Source organism: Sphingomonas sp. DG1-23 (assembly GCF_030730875.1).
Classification (GTDB): Bacteria; Pseudomonadota; Alphaproteobacteria; order Sphingomonadales; family Sphingomonadaceae; genus Sphingomonas.
On sequence record NZ_JAVAMA010000005.1, the window covers coordinates 296,353 to 314,897 of the forward strand.

General features: G+C 67.5%; 19 protein-coding genes, 1 pseudogene and 1 riboswitch. Of the genes and pseudogenes, 13 read left to right on the plus strand and 7 right to left on the minus strand.

Annotation, left to right across the window (positions count from 1 at the left end):
- Nucleotides 1–67 precede the first annotated feature (67 nt).
- From rsfS to Q9Q95_RS11010, 7 genes are all read left to right on the plus strand, one after another.
- On the plus strand, nucleotides 68–379 hold the full coding sequence (gene rsfS, locus Q9Q95_RS10980) for a ribosome silencing factor (RefSeq protein ID WP_306096955.1): 312 nt from the start codon (nucleotides 68–70) through the stop codon (nucleotides 377–379).
- A 21-nt stretch (nucleotides 380–400) separates the two neighbouring features.
- Nucleotides 401–823: a 23S rRNA (pseudouridine(1915)-N(3))-methyltransferase RlmH gene (locus Q9Q95_RS10985; RefSeq protein ID WP_306096901.1), complete on the plus strand. Its 423-nt coding sequence runs from the start codon at nucleotides 401–403 to the stop codon at nucleotides 821–823.
- A gap of 3 nt (nucleotides 824–826) precedes the next feature.
- Nucleotides 827–1,996, plus strand: coding sequence for a murein hydrolase activator EnvC (locus tag Q9Q95_RS10990; RefSeq protein ID WP_306096903.1), 1,170 nt, complete (start codon nucleotides 827–829; stop codon nucleotides 1,994–1,996).
- Nucleotides 1,997–2,061: 65 nt separating this feature from the next.
- Nucleotides 2,062–3,393, plus strand: coding sequence for a S41 family peptidase (locus Q9Q95_RS10995; RefSeq protein ID WP_306096957.1), 1,332 nt, complete (start codon nucleotides 2,062–2,064; stop codon nucleotides 3,391–3,393).
- A gap of 3 nt (nucleotides 3,394–3,396) precedes the next feature.
- The gene (locus Q9Q95_RS11000) at nucleotides 3,397–3,879 is read left to right on the plus strand and encodes a disulfide bond formation protein B (protein WP_306096905.1); all 483 of its coding nucleotides are present in this window, start codon (nucleotides 3,397–3,399) and stop codon (nucleotides 3,877–3,879) included.
- A complete protein-coding gene (locus Q9Q95_RS11005; protein ID WP_306096907.1) occupies nucleotides 3,876–4,409 on the plus strand; it encodes a demethoxyubiquinone hydroxylase family protein in 534 nt (177 codons plus the stop codon). The genes Q9Q95_RS11000 and Q9Q95_RS11005 overlap by 4 nt, the downstream gene beginning before the upstream one ends.
- Before the next feature lie 51 nt (nucleotides 4,410–4,460).
- Nucleotides 4,461–4,865, plus strand: a complete 405-nt coding sequence (locus tag Q9Q95_RS11010; RefSeq protein ID WP_306096909.1) for a hypothetical protein — start codon at nucleotides 4,461–4,463, stop codon at nucleotides 4,863–4,865.
- Between the two features lie 67 nt (nucleotides 4,866–4,932).
- On the opposite strand, the gene Q9Q95_RS11015 is transcribed toward Q9Q95_RS11010, so the two are convergent.
- Complete coding sequence (locus tag Q9Q95_RS11015) at nucleotides 4,933–6,180, minus strand: hypothetical protein (RefSeq protein ID WP_306096911.1); 1,248 nt, start codon at nucleotides 6,178–6,180, stop codon at nucleotides 4,933–4,935.
- 78 nt (nucleotides 6,181–6,258) lie between these two features.
- Here Q9Q95_RS11015 and Q9Q95_RS11020 point away from each other — a divergent pair, with 78 nt between their 5' ends.
- Together Q9Q95_RS11020 and Q9Q95_RS11025 are read left to right on the plus strand one after the other, a co-directional pair.
- Nucleotides 6,259–7,506: a putative DNA modification/repair radical SAM protein gene (locus Q9Q95_RS11020; RefSeq protein ID WP_306096913.1), complete on the plus strand. Its 1,248-nt coding sequence runs from the start codon at nucleotides 6,259–6,261 to the stop codon at nucleotides 7,504–7,506.
- A 61-nt stretch (nucleotides 7,507–7,567) separates the two neighbouring features.
- Nucleotides 7,568–8,050 (plus strand): hemerythrin domain-containing protein, encoded by a 483-nt coding sequence (locus tag Q9Q95_RS11025; RefSeq protein WP_306096915.1) that lies wholly within the window; start codon nucleotides 7,568–7,570, stop codon nucleotides 8,048–8,050.
- Nucleotides 8,051–8,214: 164 nt separating this feature from the next.
- Here the strand turns inward: Q9Q95_RS11025 and Q9Q95_RS11030 are convergent, their stop codons facing one another.
- A complete protein-coding gene (locus Q9Q95_RS11030) occupies nucleotides 8,215–8,694 on the minus strand; it encodes an Lrp/AsnC family transcriptional regulator (RefSeq protein ID WP_306096916.1) in 480 nt (159 codons plus the stop codon).
- A 111-nt stretch (nucleotides 8,695–8,805) separates the two neighbouring features.
- Here Q9Q95_RS11030 and Q9Q95_RS11035 point away from each other — a divergent pair, with 111 nt between their 5' ends.
- From Q9Q95_RS11035 to Q9Q95_RS11050, 4 genes and pseudogenes are all read left to right on the plus strand, one after another.
- Nucleotides 8,806–9,168, plus strand: coding sequence for a VOC family protein (locus Q9Q95_RS11035; RefSeq protein WP_306096918.1), 363 nt, complete (start codon nucleotides 8,806–8,808; stop codon nucleotides 9,166–9,168).
- 63 nt (nucleotides 9,169–9,231) lie between these two features.
- Nucleotides 9,232–10,422 (plus strand): parallel beta-helix domain-containing protein, encoded by a 1,191-nt coding sequence (locus Q9Q95_RS11040; protein WP_306096920.1) that lies wholly within the window; start codon nucleotides 9,232–9,234, stop codon nucleotides 10,420–10,422.
- Nucleotides 10,419–11,426, plus strand: coding sequence for an SO2930 family diheme c-type cytochrome (locus Q9Q95_RS11045; protein WP_306096921.1), 1,008 nt, complete (start codon nucleotides 10,419–10,421; stop codon nucleotides 11,424–11,426). Before Q9Q95_RS11040 ends, Q9Q95_RS11045 begins: the two co-directional genes overlap by 4 nt.
- Before the next feature lie 99 nt (nucleotides 11,427–11,525).
- Nucleotides 11,526–12,906 (plus strand): annotated as a pseudogene (locus tag Q9Q95_RS11050) (UdgX family uracil-DNA binding protein).
- 120 nt (nucleotides 12,907–13,026) lie between these two features.
- On the opposite strand, the gene Q9Q95_RS11055 reads toward Q9Q95_RS11050, so the two are convergent.
- The 5 genes from Q9Q95_RS11055 to Q9Q95_RS11075 form a co-directional block, all read right to left on the minus strand.
- A complete protein-coding gene (locus Q9Q95_RS11055; RefSeq protein ID WP_306096923.1) occupies nucleotides 13,027–13,839 on the minus strand; it encodes an aldo/keto reductase in 813 nt (270 codons plus the stop codon).
- A 31-nt stretch (nucleotides 13,840–13,870) separates the two neighbouring features.
- Nucleotides 13,871–14,581, minus strand: a complete 711-nt coding sequence (locus tag Q9Q95_RS11060; RefSeq protein ID WP_306096925.1) for a DJ-1/PfpI family protein — start codon at nucleotides 14,579–14,581, stop codon at nucleotides 13,871–13,873.
- Nucleotides 14,582–14,600: 19 nt separating this feature from the next.
- A riboswitch (ZMP/ZTP riboswitch) is annotated at nucleotides 14,601–14,682 on the minus strand.
- Between the two features lie 32 nt (nucleotides 14,683–14,714).
- Nucleotides 14,715–15,497, minus strand: a complete 783-nt coding sequence (locus Q9Q95_RS11065) for an N-acetylmuramidase domain-containing protein (RefSeq protein WP_306096927.1) — start codon at nucleotides 15,495–15,497, stop codon at nucleotides 14,715–14,717.
- A 95-nt stretch (nucleotides 15,498–15,592) separates the two neighbouring features.
- Nucleotides 15,593–17,206, minus strand: a complete 1,614-nt coding sequence (locus Q9Q95_RS11070) for an alpha-amylase family glycosyl hydrolase (protein ID WP_306096929.1) — start codon at nucleotides 17,204–17,206, stop codon at nucleotides 15,593–15,595.
- A partial coding sequence (locus Q9Q95_RS11075; RefSeq protein ID WP_306096931.1) for an alpha-amylase family glycosyl hydrolase occupies nucleotides 17,203–18,545 on the minus strand: 1,343 nt, incomplete at its 5' end. The genes Q9Q95_RS11075 and Q9Q95_RS11070, both read right to left, overlap by 4 nt.

Sequence of the window (18,545 nt, forward strand, 5' to 3'; positions counted from 1 at the left end):
GGCAACTTCCCCCAATGTGCAGCGCGCCCCCGGCGCCGATGGCGTCGAGGCGCTGCACGCCCTCGTGATGGCTTCGCTCGACGACGATCAGGCGGTCGAAACCGTCTCGATCCCGCTCGCCGGCAAGAGCAGCATCGCCGACTTCATGGTCGTAGCCTCGGGCCGTTCGACCCGGCAGGTCGCGTCGATGGCCGCCAAGCTCGCCGAGAAGATCAAGGCGGAGTTCGGCCGCTCCCCGCGGATCGAGGGCCTGCCCACCGCCGATTGGGTGCTGATCGATGCCGGCGACGTGATCGTCCATCTGTTCCGCCCCGAAGTGCGGACCTTCTACAATCTCGAGCGGATGTGGTCGTTCGGGGAAAGCGCGGGCCAGGCTTGAACGCGTAGGCGCGGCGGGGAGATGCTGCTCCACATCGTCGCACGCGGTCGCATCGGGCGGAGCGCGGAGGCCGAGCTGGTCGAGCGCTATCTCAAGCGCATCGCCTGGCCGACCCGGGTGACCGAACTGCCCGATACCGGCGGCAAGATGCCCGAGCGGGGCAGCGGCACCCGGGTGATCATGCTCGACGAGACCGGCGAGAATCTGCCGTCGCGCGTGCTGGCCGAGCGGCTGGGACGCTGGCGCGACGACGGGGTGCGCGAGACGCGCTTCCTGATCGGCGCCGCCGACGGCTTCGATGATGCCCAGCGCGCCGAAGCCGATCTGCTGATCTCCTTCGGGCGCGCGACCTGGCCGCACATGATGGCGCGCGCGATGCTCGCCGAACAATTGTGGCGCGCGACCTCGATCCTTGCCAACCATCCCTATCACCGCGAAGGGTGAGCGATGGGACCCGCACGGAGCATCGCCGTCGCCGCCGCCTTGCTGGCGATGCTCGCCGCGGGAAGCATGGCGCCGGCACAGGAATTGCGCGAGCAGCAAGCCCGGCTGAAATCCGCCACTGCCGCATCGAGCGCTGCCGAGGCGCGGGCGCGGGCGCTCGAGGCGGCCGCCGCCAACGAACGCGACCGCGCGGTGCAGGCGCGGGCGCAGGAAGCCGCCGCCGCCGAACGGATCAAGGCGGCGCAAGCCGAGATCGTGGCGGCCGAGGCGCGAATCGCGATCGTCGACCGGCTGCTCGCGGCGCAACGCGTCCAGGTCGCCGAGCGTCAGGGTCCGATCGTGCGGCTGATCGCCGCGCTGCAGTCCATGGCGCGGCGGCCGGCGGTGCTGGGGCTGATCCAGCCCGGATCGACCGAGGACATCGTCCATGTCCGCGCCGTGCTCGGCACGACGATGCCGGTGGTCGAGCGGCGCACCGCAGAAGTCCGCGCCGAGCTCGCCCGCGTCCAGCGGCTGCGCGCCAATGCCGCCGGCGCGATTCGGAGCCTGCGCGACGGCCGCGCGCGGCTCGAGAACGAGCGGATCGCCCTGGTCCAGCTCGAAGCCACCCACCGGGCGCGATCGCAGGCGCTCGGGCGCAGCGCGCTGATCGAATCGGATCGCGCCCTCGCGCTCGGCGAACGCGCCCGCGACCTTGTCGACCAGATGCAATCGCAGGGCGAAGCGAGTCAGGTGCAGAGCGAACTCGTCGCGCTGCCTGGGCCGCTGCCCCGCCCCGGCGATGCCGCCAGCCCGCTTCCGAAGCGGATGGCACCCTATCGATTGCCGGTATCCGGCCGGCTCGTCACCGGAATGGGCGAGCTCTCGGCGACCGGGGTGCGCGCGCGCGGGCTGACCTTCGTAACTGCGCCCAATGCGCCCGCGGTCGCCCCCGCCGCGGGGCGAATCGTTTATGCCGGGCCGTTTCGCGGCTATGGCGGCGTGGTGATCGTGGATCATGGCGAGGGCTGGACGTCGCTCGTCGCCGGGCTCGGCGGGCTCGCGATCCGGGTCGGCGATCCGGTCGCGCAGGGGCAGCTGATCGGCCGCGCGTGGAAAAGCGGCGACCCGCGGGTCACCGTCGAGCTGCGCCGCCGCGGCCAGCCGATGGACCTCGCGCAATTGCTGAACTGACAGGCCGTGGAAATGCCGTTATCCTGCACTAGATCACTGAAGTCGTTTTTGCCGAAAGTCGTATGATGCTGCGTCCGCTTCTCCAGGTCACTGCCGCCGTCAGCGCGCTCGCGCTCGTCCCCGTCGCTTCCGGCGCGATGGCCGGGGTCGACACCAACAGCTATCGCGAGCTCGACACCTTCATGGAAGTCTACAACCAGGTGAAGGCGAATTACGTCGAGAAGGTCGACGACAAGACGCTGGTCAAGGGCGCGATCGCCGGCATGCTCGCCGCGCTCGATCCGCATTCCAGCTTCGCCGACGGGCTCGACTTCGACAATCTCAAGATCCAGACCGAAGGCAATTATGGCGGGCTCGGCCTGACCGTGACGCAGGAAGAGGGCGCGGTGAAGGTGATCGCGCCCACCGAGGATACCCCGGCGGCGCGCGCGGGCATCAAGTCGGGCGACTTCATCACCCATATCGACGGCAAGTTCATCGTCGGCGGCAGCCTCGACGAGGCGATCGAGCAGATGCGCGGCCAGCCCGGCACCAAGATCAACCTGACGATCGTCCGCCCCGGCGCCGAGAAACCGCTCCAGATGAGCCTCGTCCGCGAGATCATCGTGCAGAAGCCGGTGAAGTGGGAAGTCAAGGACGGCGTCGGCTATATCAACATCAACACCTTCACCGCCCAGACCGGCGCCGACACGATCAAGGCGATCCAGGAGATCGACAAGAAGCTCGGGCACAAGCCGCTAGGCTATGTCGTCGATCTGCGCGAGAATGGCGGCGGCCTGCTGAGCGAGGCGATCGCCGTGTCCGACGTGTTCCTCGGCCATGGCGAGATCGTCTCGCAGCGCGGCCGCGAGAAAGGCGATATCGAGCGTTATTACGCCGAATCCATGGTCCCCGGCGATCTCGCCCGCGGCCTGCCGGTGATCGTGCTGGTCGATTCGGGCACGGCCTCGGCCTCCGAGATCGTCGCCGGGGCGCTGCAGGATCATCACCGCGGACTGGTCATGGGCGTGCGCAGCTTCGGCAAGGGTTCGGTCCAGACGATCCTGCCGATGGGCGCGCGCGCCGCGCTGCGGCTCACCACCGCGCGCTATTTCACCCCGTCGGGCCATTCGGTGCAGGAAGGCGGGATCAAGCCCGACCTGCTCGTCCCGCAGATCTCCGACCCCGACTACAAGGATCGCACCGTCATCCGCGAGGCCGATCTGCGCAAGCATCTGATCAACGCCGAGAAGGTCGACGACGCCACGCTCGAGCAGGATGCGCGCACCGATCCGCGCTTCTCCGCCACCGCCGAACAGCTCAAGAAACAGGGCATCGACGACTTCCAGCTCCATTATGCGCTGCAGACCATCGCGCGCTCGGCCGGCAAGCCGCAGGTCGCGACCAAGGGCCGCTGAGCCATGCGTCGGGACGGGCTCCGCACTGCGCGGCTGATCGCGCTGCTGTTGCCGGCGGCCCTGCTCGCCGGCGCATGGGGATCGCAATTGTTCGGGCTGATGCCGTGCGAGATGTGCCATTGGCAGCGCTGGCCGCATTATGCCGCGGTCGTGGTCGCGGCATTGTCGTTCGCGCCGCTCGCCCGTCCGGTGCAGATGCTGTTCGTATTGTTCGCCGCCGTGCTGATCGCGGTCAGCGGCACGATCGGCGTGTTCCATGCCGGCGTCGAATATCATTGGTGGCAAGGTATCACTGCCTGCACCGCCCCGATCGGCACCGGCGATCCGATGGAGTTGCTCAACCAGGCACTGCGCCGCCCGCTGGTGCGTTGTGACGTACCGCAATGGACATTGTTCGGAATCAGCCTCGCCGGCTTCAATGCGATCCTGTCGCTAGGCGGCGCCGTGGCGATCTTCGCACTGGCGCCGCGCAAGGCCCGCCGATGAGCTGGAAGCCCGGCGATCGCCGCGAAGGCACTTCCGCAATGATCCGGGTGGATCAGGCGGGCGAATATGGCGCGACGCGTATCTATGCCGGGCAACTCGCCGTGATGGGCGACCGCACCCCGATGGCGCGGATGATCAACGGCATGGCCAATCAGGAAGAGCGCCACCGGGCCTTTTTCGACGCGATGATCGCGCGGCGCGGGGTGCGCCCGACTGCGCTCCAGCCCTTCTGGAACGTCGCCGGCTTCGCGCTGGGGGCGGCCACCGCGGCGATCGGTCCGGCCGCCGCAATGGCCTGTACCGCCGCGGTCGAAACCGAGATCGACCTGCATTATCAGCGCCAGCTCGCCGAACTGGGCGACGGCGACCCCGAGCTGAGCCACGCCGTCGCCGAGTTTCGCGAAGAGGAGCTCGAGCATCGCGACACGGCGCTGGCACACGGCGCGGAGACGGCGGTGGCCTATCCTCTATTGTCCGGACTGATCCGGCTCGGCTGCCGCGCGGCGATTGCGATCTCGAAACGGATATGACAGGCCCGGTTCAGCGTTGAAGCGCCAGGCCATGCGCGAGGAGAAGGCAAGATGCTCAAGCGGATCGTGATCGTCGCGGGACTGGCCGCAGCGCCGCTGCTGGTGCCGGCCGCGCAGGCGCAGAATGCCGCGCAGAACGGCGTCCTCGTCATCTATGGCGACGACAAATGCCCGACCAACGACAGCGGCGAAGAGATCGTCGTCTGCCAGCGGCTCGACGAGGCCGAACGCTTCCGCATTCCCCAGAATCTTCGCCAGCAATCCGGCCGCCCGCAGGCGAACGAAAGCTGGGCGGTGCGCTCGGCGGACGCGCTCGACGCCGGCCGCATGGGCACCGGCAGTTGCTCGACGGTCGGCCCGGGCGGCCAGACCGGTTGCTTCGTCCGCCAGGCCACCCGCGCCCGCGCCGAATCGAACGCGCGCCGCGACGAGCAGACCGATCTGCCTTTGCCGTAACTTCGCTCTCCGTTCGTTTCGAGCGAAGTCGAGAAACGCCTTGCGACCCTCTTGATCCGTTTCTCGACTAGGCTCGAAACGAACGGGAGAAGGCGTGATTCTCTGAATCCCGCACCAGCCACCTCGGCGGATCGCGCAGCACGCATTCGCCGATGATCCACAGCATCGCCGCCGCGCGCACCCCCGCAGCGAGCGCGACATGCGTCGTCGTCGTGGCCGGCCACGCATGCTCCATACCCGCGAACCACCAGAATTCGGCGAAAAAGGCCGCGATCCCGCCCAGCACGAACAAGGCCACCGGCCATAAGCGCGGCGCGGTCATCAGCAGCAAGGGATAGAGCCACAGGTCGAATTGCGGCGAATAGACCTTGTTGGTCAGCATGAACCAGGCGAGCACCGGGGTGAACAGCACCCAGAGATGCGTATGGTGCTTGCGCCAGCCGAGCCCCACGATCAGCGCGAAGCCGATCACGAAGGCGAGCGCCGCATAACGATTGCGATCGTCGATCCAGGTAAACCACCAGCCCATATTGGCGAGGATGTCCCAGGTCGCCGCCACCGTGCCCTGCCGCGCCTGCGAGAAGCGATAGAACTCGCCCCAATTGTCGGGCGCGAGCAGAGCCACCGGCAGATTGACCAACGCCCATGCGCCGATCGCCGCCGCCGACAGCGCCGTGGCGCGAAGCAGGCGTTGCCGCCACGGCCCGGCATCGCCGAACAGCGCACTCAAGCCGATCAGCGGCAGCGCCAATACGGGGAACAATTTGGCCGCAGTCCCCAGCCCAGCCGCCGCAGCCGCCGGGACCAGCCGGCCCTTGCGCGCGAGCAGCAGCGCGCCGATCGCAAATGTGGCCGCCGCCATGTCCCAATTATGCCCGACATAGAGCACCAGAGGCGGCGCCAGCGCCCAGCCCCACAGCCGACGCGAGTCCATCCCCGCGGCCAGGAACCATTTCAGCACCAGCGCCGCGAGCAAGGCGTTGGCAACGACGACCACGCCGAGAAAATGCCAGTCGCGTGCGCGCTTGCCGAACAGCAATCGGGTAACGCTGCCCTCGGCCCAGATCTGCGCGCCGGTCAGCACCGGATATTCCATCCGCGTCTGGAAATAGGGCAGTTTGCCTTCGGCGACCTCGCGGCCATGCCAGAACGGCATCACGTCGTTGTAGCACCCGGTGGTATATTGCTCGGCCTCGGTCCAGCCGCCGGGCACGCAATGCCCCTTGAACAGCCAGCCGGCGCTGCAGGTGACGGCCAGCGCGAGCCAAAGCGCGAAGAGGCGCCGGTTCACGTCGCGCGGAAGAGCCCATCCCATGCCGGGCTGCTTATCCGCTGCGACGAACAGCGTCCATCGTCACTGGACAGTGCGATAACAAGAACATAGATGGAACATATGGCACAACTCGACCTGCGCGGAAAGCTGGAGATCCTTGCCGACGCGGCCAAATACGATGCGTCCTGCGCCTCTTCGGGCACGGCGAAGCGCAGTTCGGCCGGGGGCAAAGGGATCGGCTCGACCGAAGGCATGGGCATCTGTCATGCCTATGCCCCGGACGGCCGCTGCATCAGCCTGCTCAAGATCCTGCTGACCAATGCCTGCGTGTTCGACTGCCATTATTGCATCAACCGCAAGAGCTCGAACGTCCGCCGCGCGCGCTTCACCCCCGAGGAAGTCGTCGACCTCACTTTGAGCTTCTACAAGCGCAATTACATCGAGGGGCTGTTTCTCTCCTCGGGGATCATCCGCTCGTCCGATTACACGATGGAGCAGATCGTACGGGTCGCACGCCTGCTGCGCGAGGAGCATGATTTCCGCGGCTATATCCATCTCAAGACGATTCCCGACGCCGATCCCGAGCTGGTGCATCAGGCCGGGCTGTACGCCGATCGCGTCTCGATCAACGTCGAGCTGCCGACCGTCGCCGGATTGACCCGGCTCGCGCCGGAGAAATCGGCCGCACGTATCGAAGGCGCGATGCGCGGAGTGCGAACGGCGATCGACGACAGCGGCGATGCCGGAAAGCGCTACAAATCGGCCCCCAAATTCGCGCCGGCGGGCCAATCGACCCAGATGATCGTCGGCGCCGATGCCGCGACCGACGGCGACATCATCACGCGCGCCGCCGGGCTCTATGGCCGCTTCAATCTGCGCCGGGTCTATTATTCGGCGTTCAGCCCGATTCCCGATGCCAGCGCGGTGCTGCCGCTCCAGCGCCCGCCGCTGATGCGCGAGCACCGGCTCTATCAGTCCGACTGGCTGATGCGCTTCTATGAGTATCAGCCCGGCGAAGTCGCCGACGCGGCCGATCCGGCGACCGGGATGCTGCCGCTCGACATGGACCCCAAGCTCGCCTGGGCGCTGCGGTTTCGCGAGCGCTTTCCGGTCGACGTCAACCGCGCCCCGCGCGAGGCGTTGCTGCGGGTGCCGGGCCTCGGGGTGAAAGCCGTGGATGCGATCCTCGCGACGCGGCGCTGGCGCCGGCTGCGGCTCGCCGACGTCGCGCGGCTGACCGCGTCGATCGCCAAGGTCCGCCCGTTCCTGATCGCCGAGGATTGGCGGCCGGTGGCGCTCGCCGACCGTGCCGATCTGCGGTCGCTGGTGGCGCCGAAGCGCGAGCAACTGGAGCTGTTCGCCGCCTGAGAATGAGTCGCGGCTGAAACCAGCCCTCGCCTCGCCGGTTGGAGCGGCGAAGGAGAGTTTCATGGCCGATGCCCGCATTTTCGAGGACCTCAAGGCGGATCACGATCGCCAGCGCGCGCTGCTCAAGCGGGTCGGCGAGAATGCCGGAACCGACGCGCCGCGCCGCGAGGCGTTCGAAACGCTGCGGCTCGAATTGCAGGCGCATGCCGCGGCCGAGGAGGAATCGCTCTACGCGACGATGCTCGCCGACCCCGAACTGCGCGAGGATGCCCGCCATTCGGTGTCCGAGCACAAGGAAGTCGACGATTTCCTCGGCGAGCTGATCGCGCTCGAATTCGGCTCGTGGGAATGGGACCAGAAGTTCGCCGAGATGCGTCACCGCTACGAGCATCATATCGACGAGGAAGAAGAGGACATGTTCCCCGCCGCCGCCGAACGCCTTCCCGCCGAGGTTGAGGAACGGCTCGCGCGGGTGTTCGAAGAGCGCAAACCCGAGGAGCTGGCCCGCGCCGAGGAACAAGCGCCCGGCGACGAACGCGAATAACCGAGCATTATCGCCTTCCTCCTTCTCCCCTTGTGGGAGAAGGAAGGGGCCCGCGCCGAAGGCGTGGGAAGGATGAGGGGGAGGTCTATCAAGACACACTCCCCTCCCCTTCCGCCGACTTCGTCGGCTCCCTCCCTCTCCCACAAGGGGAGAGGGAGATGTCATCAGTCCTCCCAGTCGACCGGCACGAACAGGCTGCGCTTGCCCACCCCGAGCGCGACATTGGTGGTGAAGCGGCGGACATTGGGATTGTCCGCCATCAGCCGGCTCATCAGCGCGTCGTACGCGCCGACATCGGGCGCGACGACGACCAGCATGAAATCGGCGGTGCCGGTGACGTAATAGACCTGCTGGATCCCGTCCTCGGCCGCCAGCCACTGGCGCAGCCGGGCGATATGCTCCGGCCGCTCGCGCTCGATCTCGAGCGCGGCGAGGAAGAAATTGGGCTTTCCGGTTTTGGCCGGATCGACCACCGCCGTGGTGGCAAGGATCACGCCTTCGTCGCGCAGCCGCTTGAGCCGTCGAAGCACTGCCGAAGGAGATAGCCCGACTTCCTCGGCCAGCGCATCGGCGGTGCGGCTCGCGTCGCGCTGGACGACGGCGAGCAGCTTGCGATCGAACGCATCCAGAGCAGGTCGTGTCATCGCCGGCACTCTAACGCCGATCTTCGCGGAAATCCGTCATTTCGGCCGGTCACTTCGCCGAAATTCGGCAAGATCGCGTCTTATCTCTGCGGGCGAACCGAGGAGCCGTGCATGATCGACCATATCGAAATCTACACCGCCAATATGACCGATTGCCTGCGCTTCTACGCCAAGGCGCTTGCTCCCCTCGGCTATGTCCAGAAGGTCGACGGCCTCGCCAAGGGGTTCGGCAATGAGGATTCGCTCGATCTGTTCCTCGTCGAGGGCGAGCCTTCGAAGCTGCATTTCGCCTTCACCGCGCCCGATCGCGCGACGGTCGACCGGATCTACGCCGCCGCCCGCGCCGCCCGGCTTCCGCTCGATCGCGCGCCCGGGCTCGCGCCGCACATCCACCCCGATTATTATGCCGGCTATCTGCGCGACCCCGACGGGCGCCTGATCGAGTTCGTCTGCCACCGGCCCGAACCGGGCTAATTAACAAGGCTGTCAATTCGCTCGGTCCCGCGTATCATGCCCGAAAAAGACAGGAGGGAGAGCATGATGCCGCGCTATTGGACACTTGCCGTCCTGCTTGCCGCCAGCCCGGCGGCGGCGCAGACCGTGACCGTCGAGGCCGGGCCCGACGCACAGGAGCGGCTCCAGGCCGCGTTGATCGAAGCGAAACCCGGCAGCACGATCCGCATCGGCGCGGGCCGCTTCGAACTCACCGACGGGCTCAGCCTCGACGTGAACCGGGTGACGGTGCGCGGCGCCGGGCCCGACAAGACATTGCTCAGCTTCAAGGGCCAGCTCGGCGCCGGCGAAGGACTCCTGGTAACCTCGGACGATGTGGTGCTGCGCGATTTCGCGGTCGAGGACAGCAAGGGCGACGGGATCAAGTCCAAGGGCGCCGATCGTATCGTCTACAAGAACATCCGCGTCGAATGGACCGGCGGACCCAAGGCGACCAACGGCGCGTACGGGGTGTATCCGGTGTCGAGCACCGCGATCCTGATCGACGGAGTCGAAGTGAAGGGCGCCTCCGACGCGGGCATCTATGTCGGCCAGTCCGAGCAGATCGTCGTGCGCAATTCGAAAGTTTCGGGCAACGTCGCCGGCATCGAGATCGAGAATAGCCGCCACGCCGACGTCTTCCACAATCTCGCGACCGGCAATACCGGCGGGATCCTCGTCTTCGACATGCCGAGCCTGCCCAAGATGGGCGGCGGCGAGGTCCGCGTGTTCGAGAACAGGGTGATCGACAACAACCAGCCCAATTTCGCGCCCAAGGGCAATATCGTCGCGACCGTGCCGGCCGGCACCGGCGTGCTGATCATGGCCAACGACAATGTCCATGTCCTGCGCAACGAGCTGTCGGGCAACGCCACTGCGAACGTGATGATCACCGCCTATCGCCAGAGCTATGACGATGCGAAGTTCAAGCCGGTGCCGACCCGGATCATGGTGAGCGGCAACAAGCATGGCCGCGCCGGCTACGCGCCGGGCTTTCCGGGCGGCGACCAGCTCGCCGCGGCTTTGGGCGGCACGCTTCCCCCGGTGGTGTGGGACGGCAGCGGCGATGCGGCCAGCTTGCGTGTGGCCGACGGCGTGCCGGTGCTCAGCATGGGATTGAAGCAAGGCGCGCCGATCGAGACCGCCAGGCCGGCCCCGGTCGAGCTCAAGGGTGCGGAAGCGCCGATGCCCGCGGCGGTGGCGCTTCCCGCAGCGATGGAGGCGGCGGCGAAGTGAAGGCGCTCGCCGCGGCGGTTGTGCTGTTCGGCGCGGCGCTCGCCGGGCGGCCGGCGGCGGTCAACGACGCCGCGATCACCGGCGATGCCCTGCCGGCCAAGCTCTCGGACTATGGCTTCTTCACCGATCTCCCCGGCGAAACGCCCGCGCCGCGGGTGATCGGCTATGATCTCGAGACTCCGCTCTTCTCCGATTATGCCGCCAAGCATCGCTACCTCTATATCCCGGCCGGCAGGAAGGCGCGCTATGACGGCGAGGCGGCGTTCGACCTCCCGGTCGGCAGCGCGCTGATCAAGACCTTCGGCTATCCGCAGGCCGGCAAGTTCAAGCCCTTGGAAACGCGATTGCTGCTGCGCCGGGCGAGCGGTTGGGTCGCGCTGCCTTATGTGTGGAATGCCGCGGGGACCGACGCGCTGCTCAGGCGGGCGGGTACGCGGATCCCGGTGACCTTCAGCGATCCCTCGGGCACGCCACGCAGCATCAGCTATGCGGTCCCCAACCAGAACCAGTGCAAGGATTGCCACGCGCTCTCGGGCGCGATCACCCCGATCGGCGTCAAGGCCCGCTACCTCAATCATGCCGGCCAGCTCGAAAAGCTGGTCGCCGCGGACATGCTCGACCGGCTTCCGCCCGATGCCCCGCGGGTCGCGCGCTGGGACGACCCCGCAGCGAGGCTCGACGATCGCGCGCGCGCCTATCTCGAGATCAATTGCGCGCATTGCCACAATCCTGCGGGTGCCGCTTCCAATTCGGGGCTGTTCCTCGAATCGGGCCGGCGCGATCCGGTGGCGCTCGGCATCGGCAAGCGCCCGGTGGCGGCGGGGCGCGGCAGCGGCGGGCGCGACTTCGCGATCCAGCCGGGCGACCCCCAGGCCTCGATCCTGATCTACCGGATGGAGAGCACCGATCCCGGCATCGCCATGCCCGAGCTGGGCCGGGCGACAGTCCATGCCGAGGGCGTGGAGCTGCTGCGCGAGTGGATCGAAGCGATGCCCAAGCGTTGAGGGTCTGTGCTCCTGCCAAGCAGGAGCCCAGGACCACAAGCGAATCGCTCTGGACCCTGGGTTCCTGCTTGCGCAGGAACACAGGGAAGGAGCACCGGATTGCGCGTCGTTACCCTGACCGACGAAGACGATTTCGAAGGCTGGCGCGACGCCGCACGCGCGCTCGCCGGCGCACGCGTGCCGCCGGCAGAGCTGGTCTGGCAGGTCGGCGATACCCCCGCCGATCTGTTCGGCGACGAAGCCGTGCTCGCCCCCGTGACGCCGGCCGCCTTCCGGGTCCCGCGCGCCTTTCTCGACCTCGCCCAGAGCGTGGTGCTGCATTCCGATCCGCAGCGCTTCGCTCTGCTCTATACCTTGCTCGCCGGGCTGATCGCCGAGCCGCGCCGGATCGACGACGCTGCCGATCCGCTGGTCCGCCGGCTCGAGGAAATGGCCAAGGCGGTCCGCCGCGACGTGCACAAGATGCGGGCGTTCGTGCGCTTCCGCGAGCTGCAGGACGAAAGCGGCGCGCGCTTCGTCGCGTGGTTCGAGCCCGAGCATCACATCGTCCGCGCCAATGCCCGCTTCTTCGTCGATCGCTTCGCCAATATGCGCTGGTCGATCCTCACCCCCCGAACTTTCGCTGCATTGGGATTGCGAAACGCTGGCCGAAGGGCGGGGCGCGACGCGGGCCGATGCCCCGGGAGACGATCCGGTCGAGGATGTCTGGAAGACCTATTACGCCTCGACCTTCAATCCCGCGCGGCTGAAGACCGGTATGATGCGCAAGGAGATGCCTCGGAAGTATTGGAAAAACATGCCCGAGACCGCGTTGGTCAAGGAACTGGTCGCGACGGCGCGTCAGCGGGAGATCGGCATGGTGGCGAAGGCACGGACCGGGATCGGCGGCAATATCGCAGGCGCATGGGCGGCGCTGCGCGACGAGGCGGCGGGCTGCACGCGCTGCCATCTCTACAGGCACGCGACCCAGACGGTGTTCGGCGAGGGCCCGGTCGACGCGCGGATGATGTTCGTCGGCGAGCAGCCCGGCGATCAGGAGGATCTGGCCGGGCGTCCGTTCGTCGGCCCGGCGGGGCAGATGTTCGATCGGGCGATCGGCGAAGCCGGGATCGACCGCGCGGCGGTCTATGTCACCAACGCGGTCAAGCATTTCAAGTTCGAGCCGCGCGGCAAGAGGCGCATCCATTCGAAGCCCGATGCCGGCGAGATCCAGGCGTGCCGCTGGTGGTACGAGCAGGAACGGCTGCTGGTGAAGCCCGCGATGACCGTGGCGCTGGGCGCGACCGCGGCGCGGCAGATGCTCGGCAAGGTGGTGACGATCGGCGGCACCCGCGGCCGCGCGATCGAACTCGCCGACGGCCTCGGCTGGGTGACGATTCACCCCAGCTTCCTGCTGCGCATGCCTGACAAGAGCCGCGCCGAAGACGAATTCGCCGCCTTCGTCGACGATCTGAAAGGCGCGGCGAAGGCGCTGGGCTGAACCGCATCACTGTTCCCCGACGAAGGCCGGGGCCCAGATGCGATGCAGATCGCGAGGGCAGTCTCAACTCTCCGGGTCCATCGAATCTTGGCCCGGCCTTCGCCAGGGAATGACAATGGATCAGAACTGGTCCGGATCGGGTCCCAGCCGCCCCGCCGGGTCATCGAGCGCATCGATCGCCGCGATATCCTCCGCCGCGAGAGTAACCTTGATAGCCGCGAGATTGTCCGCGAGCCGATCGCGCGCCGAAGCCTTGGGGATCACCGCCAGCCCATGGTGCAGGTGCCAGGCGAGGATCGCCTGTGCGGGCGTGCAGCCACGCGCTTCGGCGATGCGCAGGATCGCAGGCTCGCCGAGCAGGCTGCCCTGTCCCAGCGGACCCCAGCTCTGGGTGACGATGCCGTGCGCGGCGTGGAATGCACGCAGTTCGCGCTGCTGGAAGCCGGGATGGAGCTCGATCTGGTTGACCGCAGGGGCGATCCCGGTCGCGTCGAGAAGCACGCGGAGGTGGCCTGGCGAGAAGTTGGACACGCCGACCGACTTCGCCCGCCCCTCTTCGCGCAGGCGGACCAGCGCTCTCCACGTATCGACATAGGTGCCGAGCGCCGGCATCGGCCAGTGGATCAGATAGAGATCGACATGGTCGCGCCCGAGCCTGGCGAGGCTCGCGTCGAACGCCCGCAGCGCCGGATCATATCCCATGTCGTCACGCCACAATTTGGTGGTGACGAATATGTCGTCGCGCCCGTCCAGCCCTTCGGCCACGCCGCGCTCATTGCCGTAATAGGCGGCGGTGTCGACGAGGGTGTAGCCGATTCCGATCGCCTCGCGGGTGATCCGCGACGCATCGACATCGGGAACGAGATAGGTGCCGAAGCCGAGCGCGGGGATCGCGCGACCGTCGTTCATCGTCAATATGGGCATAACGGGCATCGGCGGTTCCCCCTTTGTCGAGGCTGTCCGCCTAGCCGCCCGGCCGGGTCGCCGCCAGTCGTGCCGCGATCGCCCGGACCTTTTCCGCCCGGCCCGGCGCGAATCTGTCGACCATCGCCCGGTAGCGCGCCAGCGTCGCGGCATCGGCGCGTTCGGGCGTGCCGCTGTCGAACGGCGGGGCCGGGTCATATTCGAGGCTGAGCTGGACGAACTTCGCATGGTCCTCGCCGCGGATCGCCGCGGTCAGCGCCAGCGCGAAATCGATCCCCGCGGTCACTCCGCCACCGCTGACCCGGTTGCGATCGAACACCACGCGCTCGGCCACCGGCTCGACGCCGAACCAGGCGAGCTGCTCGCGCGAAGCCCAGTGGCAGGCGGCCCGATAGCCGGTGAGCAAACCCGCCGCGGCGAGGACGAGCGAGCCGGTGCAGACGCTGGTGACCCATTGCGCGGTGTCGGCGACCCCGCGAAGCCATGCGAGCGTCTCGGCGTCCTCCATCGCCGCCACGGTGCCGAAGCCGCCGGGGACGCAGAGGATGTCGGTACGCCGAACCTCGGCGAAGCTCGCCGTCGGATGCAGCGGAAATTGCGCGTCGGTCGCCACCGGATCGCGCGTCTTGCCGACAAGATCGAGCGTGACGTTGCCGAGGCGAGACAGGACTTGCGCCGGCCCGGTCAGATCGAGCTGGGTGACGTCGGGAAACAGCAGAAAGGCGATGTGGAGCGGCGCGGTTTCGGGCATCGATTCCTCCGGAAACAAGCGAGGGTGCCCAGGCGATGCGGCAGTTCGGCCCCGCGCTTCCCGATGGTGCTCCATCCCGGTCGCCAGTCACGCGGATGCGGCATCATAAGCCGCACCCGCACGACCGGCAACCTCAGAGCCCGAGCGCCTGCCGCGTTTTCGACCCGACGATCCCGTCGCTGCCGAGGCCATTCTTCTTCTGGAACGCGACCACCGCCGCCTTGGTCGCGGGGCCGAAATCGCCGTCGGGGGTGAGGCCGAGCTTCTTCTGGAGCAGCACCACGTCGGGGCCGTCGTCGCCCATCTTGAGCGTGCGCTGGACGCTGTCGGTGCGCGGCGGCGAGATCGCGTGCAAGGTATAGGCCGCGGCCAGCTTGGTGTCGTAGCGGTTCTTGAGAAAGGCCGGGCCGTTATAGCCGCGGGCGAAGCCGGTCCAGTCGCGCCGGCACAGCTCGTCGTCGAGCTTGTTGAGCTTCACGAAGCGGACGAACGCGGCGAGGTGATCGTCCTCCGAATTGCACATGCCGCGGCAGAAATCCTCGACATCGGGCATGCCCAGCGAATCGTGATGATAGCCCATGATCTGGAACGCCCCCCAGCTCGCCGATTCGAGCGCGGCCTTGCGATCGAGCGCGATCGCCTCGCTGAGCCGGTCATATTCGGCCGCCCCGCCTTTATAGCCGCCCGGGGTGCGCGACGAGATGTCGGGGTGCGACTGGTCGAACTTGCTGTCGGTGCGCTTGCTGAACACGTGGCGCTCGAACAGGATCTTGGGACGGGTATCGGACAGGAAGCCGCCGCGGCTCTCCACGTCGATCACGGCTTTGACGGCGGCGACGTCGCAGCCGATGTCGTCGGCCGCCTTCTGGATGGCGCCGGGGGTGAAACGCGTCGCCGGTCCGGTGAATTCAGGCATTTCGCACTCCTCATACTGAAGCCAACAGGCCGGCAGTTTCCGGAAAGATGCGATTCCCTGAAGCTATTCTATGGCACCTCCGTCGGAGAGGCAATCTATTCGGCGATCAGCCCGGCAAAGGGCGGCAGCTGCGCGAGCGTGGCGCCGTTGACTGCCTGCACGATGCGCCGGCCCCGCAGATGCTCGGGCAAGGCGATCGAGTCCGCGCCGAGATTGAAGACGCAGAGCAAGGTCTGGCCCGGCGCACGGCGCTCGAAGATCAGCAGCGCCTCGCCGGCTTCGTGCACCGTGATCGATCCGCTCATCAGCGCCGGGCTCGAATGGCGCAGCGCGATCAGCCGGCGGGTGAGGTTGAGCAGGGATTGCGGATCGGCTTCCTGCCGGTCGACCGCGAGCGCGGCATGATCGGGGCCGACCGGCAGCCACGGCTTGCCGCTGGTGAAGCCAAGCGCGGGCGCATCGGCCTGCCACGGCAGCGGCGTGCGCACGCCGTCGCGGCTCAGGGTGAGCGGCCAGTTGGCGATCGCCTCGGGGTCCTGCAGGTCGGCGAAGCCGATATCGACCTGGGTCAGTCCCAGCTCCTCGCCCTGGAACAGGATCGCATTGCCGCGCAGCGCGAGCAGCAGCAGCATCTTCGTCCGCGCGAACGCGCCCCGGTGCGCCGCTTCCACCCATCGCGACAGGGCGCGCGGGGCGTCGTGATTCTCGAATGCCCAGCTCGGCCAGCCCATGCCGGGCTCGGCCGGCCAGACTGCCGCCGAATCGCGCACCAGTGCGGGGGTGAGCCGATCGGCATAGAGGAACGCGAAGCTATAGGCCGAATTGAGCCGCGCCTCGCCCCGGGTGAAGGCGTGCATCTCGGCCTCGGGCGTCGGCCCGCCGACTTCGGCGACGGTGAAGCGGCCGCCATAGCTGTCCGTCAGCGCGCGGATGCGCTCGAGGAAGCGCGGGATATCGGCATGGCTCTGATTGTAGATATGCTGCTGGAAGTCGAAGCTGCGCGTGCGGCGCTTGCCGGTATCGGGCGCGGGCGGATTATCGCGCAGTTCGGGATCGTGCATCGAGAAGTTGAGCGCATCCAGCCGGAAGCCGTCGACGCCGCGATCGAGCCAGAACTTCGCGGTCGCCAGCGTCGCGTCCTGCACCTCTGGATTGTGGAAGTTGAGATCGGGCTGCTCGCGCAGGAAGTTGTGCAGATAATATTGGCCGCGGCGCGCATCCCAGGTCCATGCCGGACCCCCGAACACCGACTGCCAGTTGGTCGGCGGGCTGCCATCGGCCTTGGGATCGGCCCAGACGTACCAATCGGCCTTGGGATTGTCGCGCGAAGACCGGCTCTCCTTGAACCAAAGATGCTGGTCCGAGCTGTGCGAATAGACCTGGTCGATCAGCACGCGCAGCCCGAGCTGGTGCGCACGCGCGATCAGCGCATCGAAATCGGCGAGCGTGCCGAACACGGGATCGACGTCGCAAAAATCGGCGATGTCGTAGCCGAAGTCGCGCATCGGCGAAGTGAAGAAGGGCGACAGCCACACGGCATCGACGCCGAGCGACGCGACGTGCTCGAGATGCGCGGTGATCCCGGCGAGATCGCCCACCCCGTCGCCGTTCGAATCGGCGAAGCTGCGCGGATAGATCTGATAGATCACCGATCCGCGCCACCATTCGCACGTATCGGTATCGAGCTGACGGGCGCGCTGTTCGTTCATTGCGGCTTTCCGGCGGCGCAGACGGCGTAGCCGAAGGCGGGCAGAGAGAGAGACAGGCTGCCGGGCGCCGCCGCAGCGGCGGGGCAGGCGCCGGCGAGCGTCGTGAAGCTTTCCGATCCGGTCTCGACCTGAACATTGCCGGTCCAGGGCTGCGGGCTCGAATTGAACGCGATCAGAACTTCGGCGCCGGTGACGGGGTCGAAGCGCGACACCGCGAACAGCCCGGGCTCGGCGCTGGCGAAGCGGGTGACCTGGCGGCCGCGGGTCAGCGCCGGATGCGCGCGGCGCAGCTTCGACAGCGTCGCGATCTCGCGGAACAGCGGATGATCGGGGTTGAAATTGGCGACCGCATTGGTCCGCTCGGTGCCGAGCAATGGGTTGTCGTTATACACCGCGACCTTGCTCGCGAACATGTCTTCGCGCGCATTCTGGTCGTCGCCGTCGCCGACGAACCCCTGCTCGTCGCCCGAATAGATCGTCGGCACCCCGCGCAGCAGCAACAGCATCGCATGGGCGAGCCGGTCGCGCGCGAGCAGTTCCTCCCTGCTCGCCTGCGGATTGGCCTTGCGGAGGAAGAACGCCGCACGGCCCTGATCGTGATTGCCGAGGAAGGTCGGCAGCCGGCGCGCGGTCGCCTCGCCGCCTTCGTACAGCGGATCGGCGGCGAACACCGCGGCGAGCCGGTCGGTCCCCGTTTCGCCGGCGCTCACCGCATTGGCCGCCCGCGCAAAGGCGAAGTCGAGCACCGTCGGCAGCCGGTCGACCCTCGTATGCCGCGCGAGCGCCGAAGTGTCGGGATCGGCGACTTCGCCGAAGATGTGGAAATTGGGGATGCCCTTCGCTTTGGCGCGCTCGAGCATCGCCGGCGCGAATACCGCCCAGAATTCGGGGTTCACATGCCGCGCGGTGTCGATGCGGAAGCCGTCGATCCCGAAGCGATCGATCCAGCTCCCGAAGATCTCGATCATCCCCGCGATCACCTGCGGATTCTCGGTCATCAGATCGTCGAGCCCGGCAAAGTCGCCGAGCAGCGAGCTCTCTCCGGCAAAGGTCGAGTTGCCGCGATTATGGTAATAGATCGGATCGTTGAGCCAGGCCGGCCGCTTGACGTCCTTCTCTGCCGCGGGGACGACCGGCGTATAAGCATAATCGGGCCGCGTCAGCCGCGCGAAATTCTCCGCCGTCTGGAGCTGGTCGCCCGCGAAGCCGGGGTTGATCGGCTCCCCCTTCGCGCCGCCCTTTCGCGCATAGGGATAGTCGGCGCGGCTGCGATAGCCGCACCCGCCGCATTCGCGATACTGGATCACGTCGGCGGTGTGGTTGGCGATGATGTCCATAT

Excerpts from the sequence above, each read along its gene's own strand:
- rsfS (WP_306096955.1), top strand. The coding sequence starts at position 68 with ATGGCTTCGCTCGACGACGATCAGGCGGTCGAAACCGTCTCGATCCCG.
- Q9Q95_RS10985 (WP_306096901.1), top strand. The coding sequence starts at position 401 with ATGCTGCTCCACATCGTCGCACGCGGTCGCATCGGGCGGAGCGCGGAG.
- Q9Q95_RS10990 (WP_306096903.1), top strand. The coding sequence starts at position 827 with ATGGGACCCGCACGGAGCATCGCCGTCGCCGCCGCCTTGCTGGCGATG.
- Q9Q95_RS10995 (WP_306096957.1), top strand. The coding sequence starts at position 2,062 with ATGCTGCGTCCGCTTCTCCAGGTCACTGCCGCCGTCAGCGCGCTCGCG.
- Q9Q95_RS11000 (WP_306096905.1), top strand. The coding sequence starts at position 3,397 with ATGCGTCGGGACGGGCTCCGCACTGCGCGGCTGATCGCGCTGCTGTTG.
- Q9Q95_RS11005 (WP_306096907.1), top strand. The coding sequence starts at position 3,876 with ATGAGCTGGAAGCCCGGCGATCGCCGCGAAGGCACTTCCGCAATGATC.
- Q9Q95_RS11010 (WP_306096909.1), top strand. The coding sequence starts at position 4,461 with ATGCTCAAGCGGATCGTGATCGTCGCGGGACTGGCCGCAGCGCCGCTG.
- Q9Q95_RS11015 (WP_306096911.1), bottom strand. The coding sequence starts at position 6,180 with ATGGGATGGGCTCTTCCGCGCGACGTGAACCGGCGCCTCTTCGCGCTT.
- Q9Q95_RS11020 (WP_306096913.1), top strand. The coding sequence starts at position 6,259 with ATGGCACAACTCGACCTGCGCGGAAAGCTGGAGATCCTTGCCGACGCG.
- Q9Q95_RS11025 (WP_306096915.1), top strand. The coding sequence starts at position 7,568 with ATGGCCGATGCCCGCATTTTCGAGGACCTCAAGGCGGATCACGATCGC.
- Q9Q95_RS11030 (WP_306096916.1), bottom strand. The coding sequence starts at position 8,694 with ATGACACGACCTGCTCTGGATGCGTTCGATCGCAAGCTGCTCGCCGTC.
- Q9Q95_RS11035 (WP_306096918.1), top strand. The coding sequence starts at position 8,806 with ATGATCGACCATATCGAAATCTACACCGCCAATATGACCGATTGCCTG.
- Q9Q95_RS11040 (WP_306096920.1), top strand. The coding sequence starts at position 9,232 with ATGATGCCGCGCTATTGGACACTTGCCGTCCTGCTTGCCGCCAGCCCG.
- Q9Q95_RS11055 (WP_306096923.1), bottom strand. The coding sequence starts at position 13,839 with ATGCCCGTTATGCCCATATTGACGATGAACGACGGTCGCGCGATCCCC.
- Q9Q95_RS11060 (WP_306096925.1), bottom strand. The coding sequence starts at position 14,581 with ATGCCCGAAACCGCGCCGCTCCACATCGCCTTTCTGCTGTTTCCCGAC.
- Q9Q95_RS11065 (WP_306096927.1), bottom strand. The coding sequence starts at position 15,497 with ATGCCTGAATTCACCGGACCGGCGACGCGTTTCACCCCCGGCGCCATC.
- Q9Q95_RS11070 (WP_306096929.1), bottom strand. The coding sequence starts at position 17,206 with ATGAACGAACAGCGCGCCCGTCAGCTCGATACCGATACGTGCGAATGG.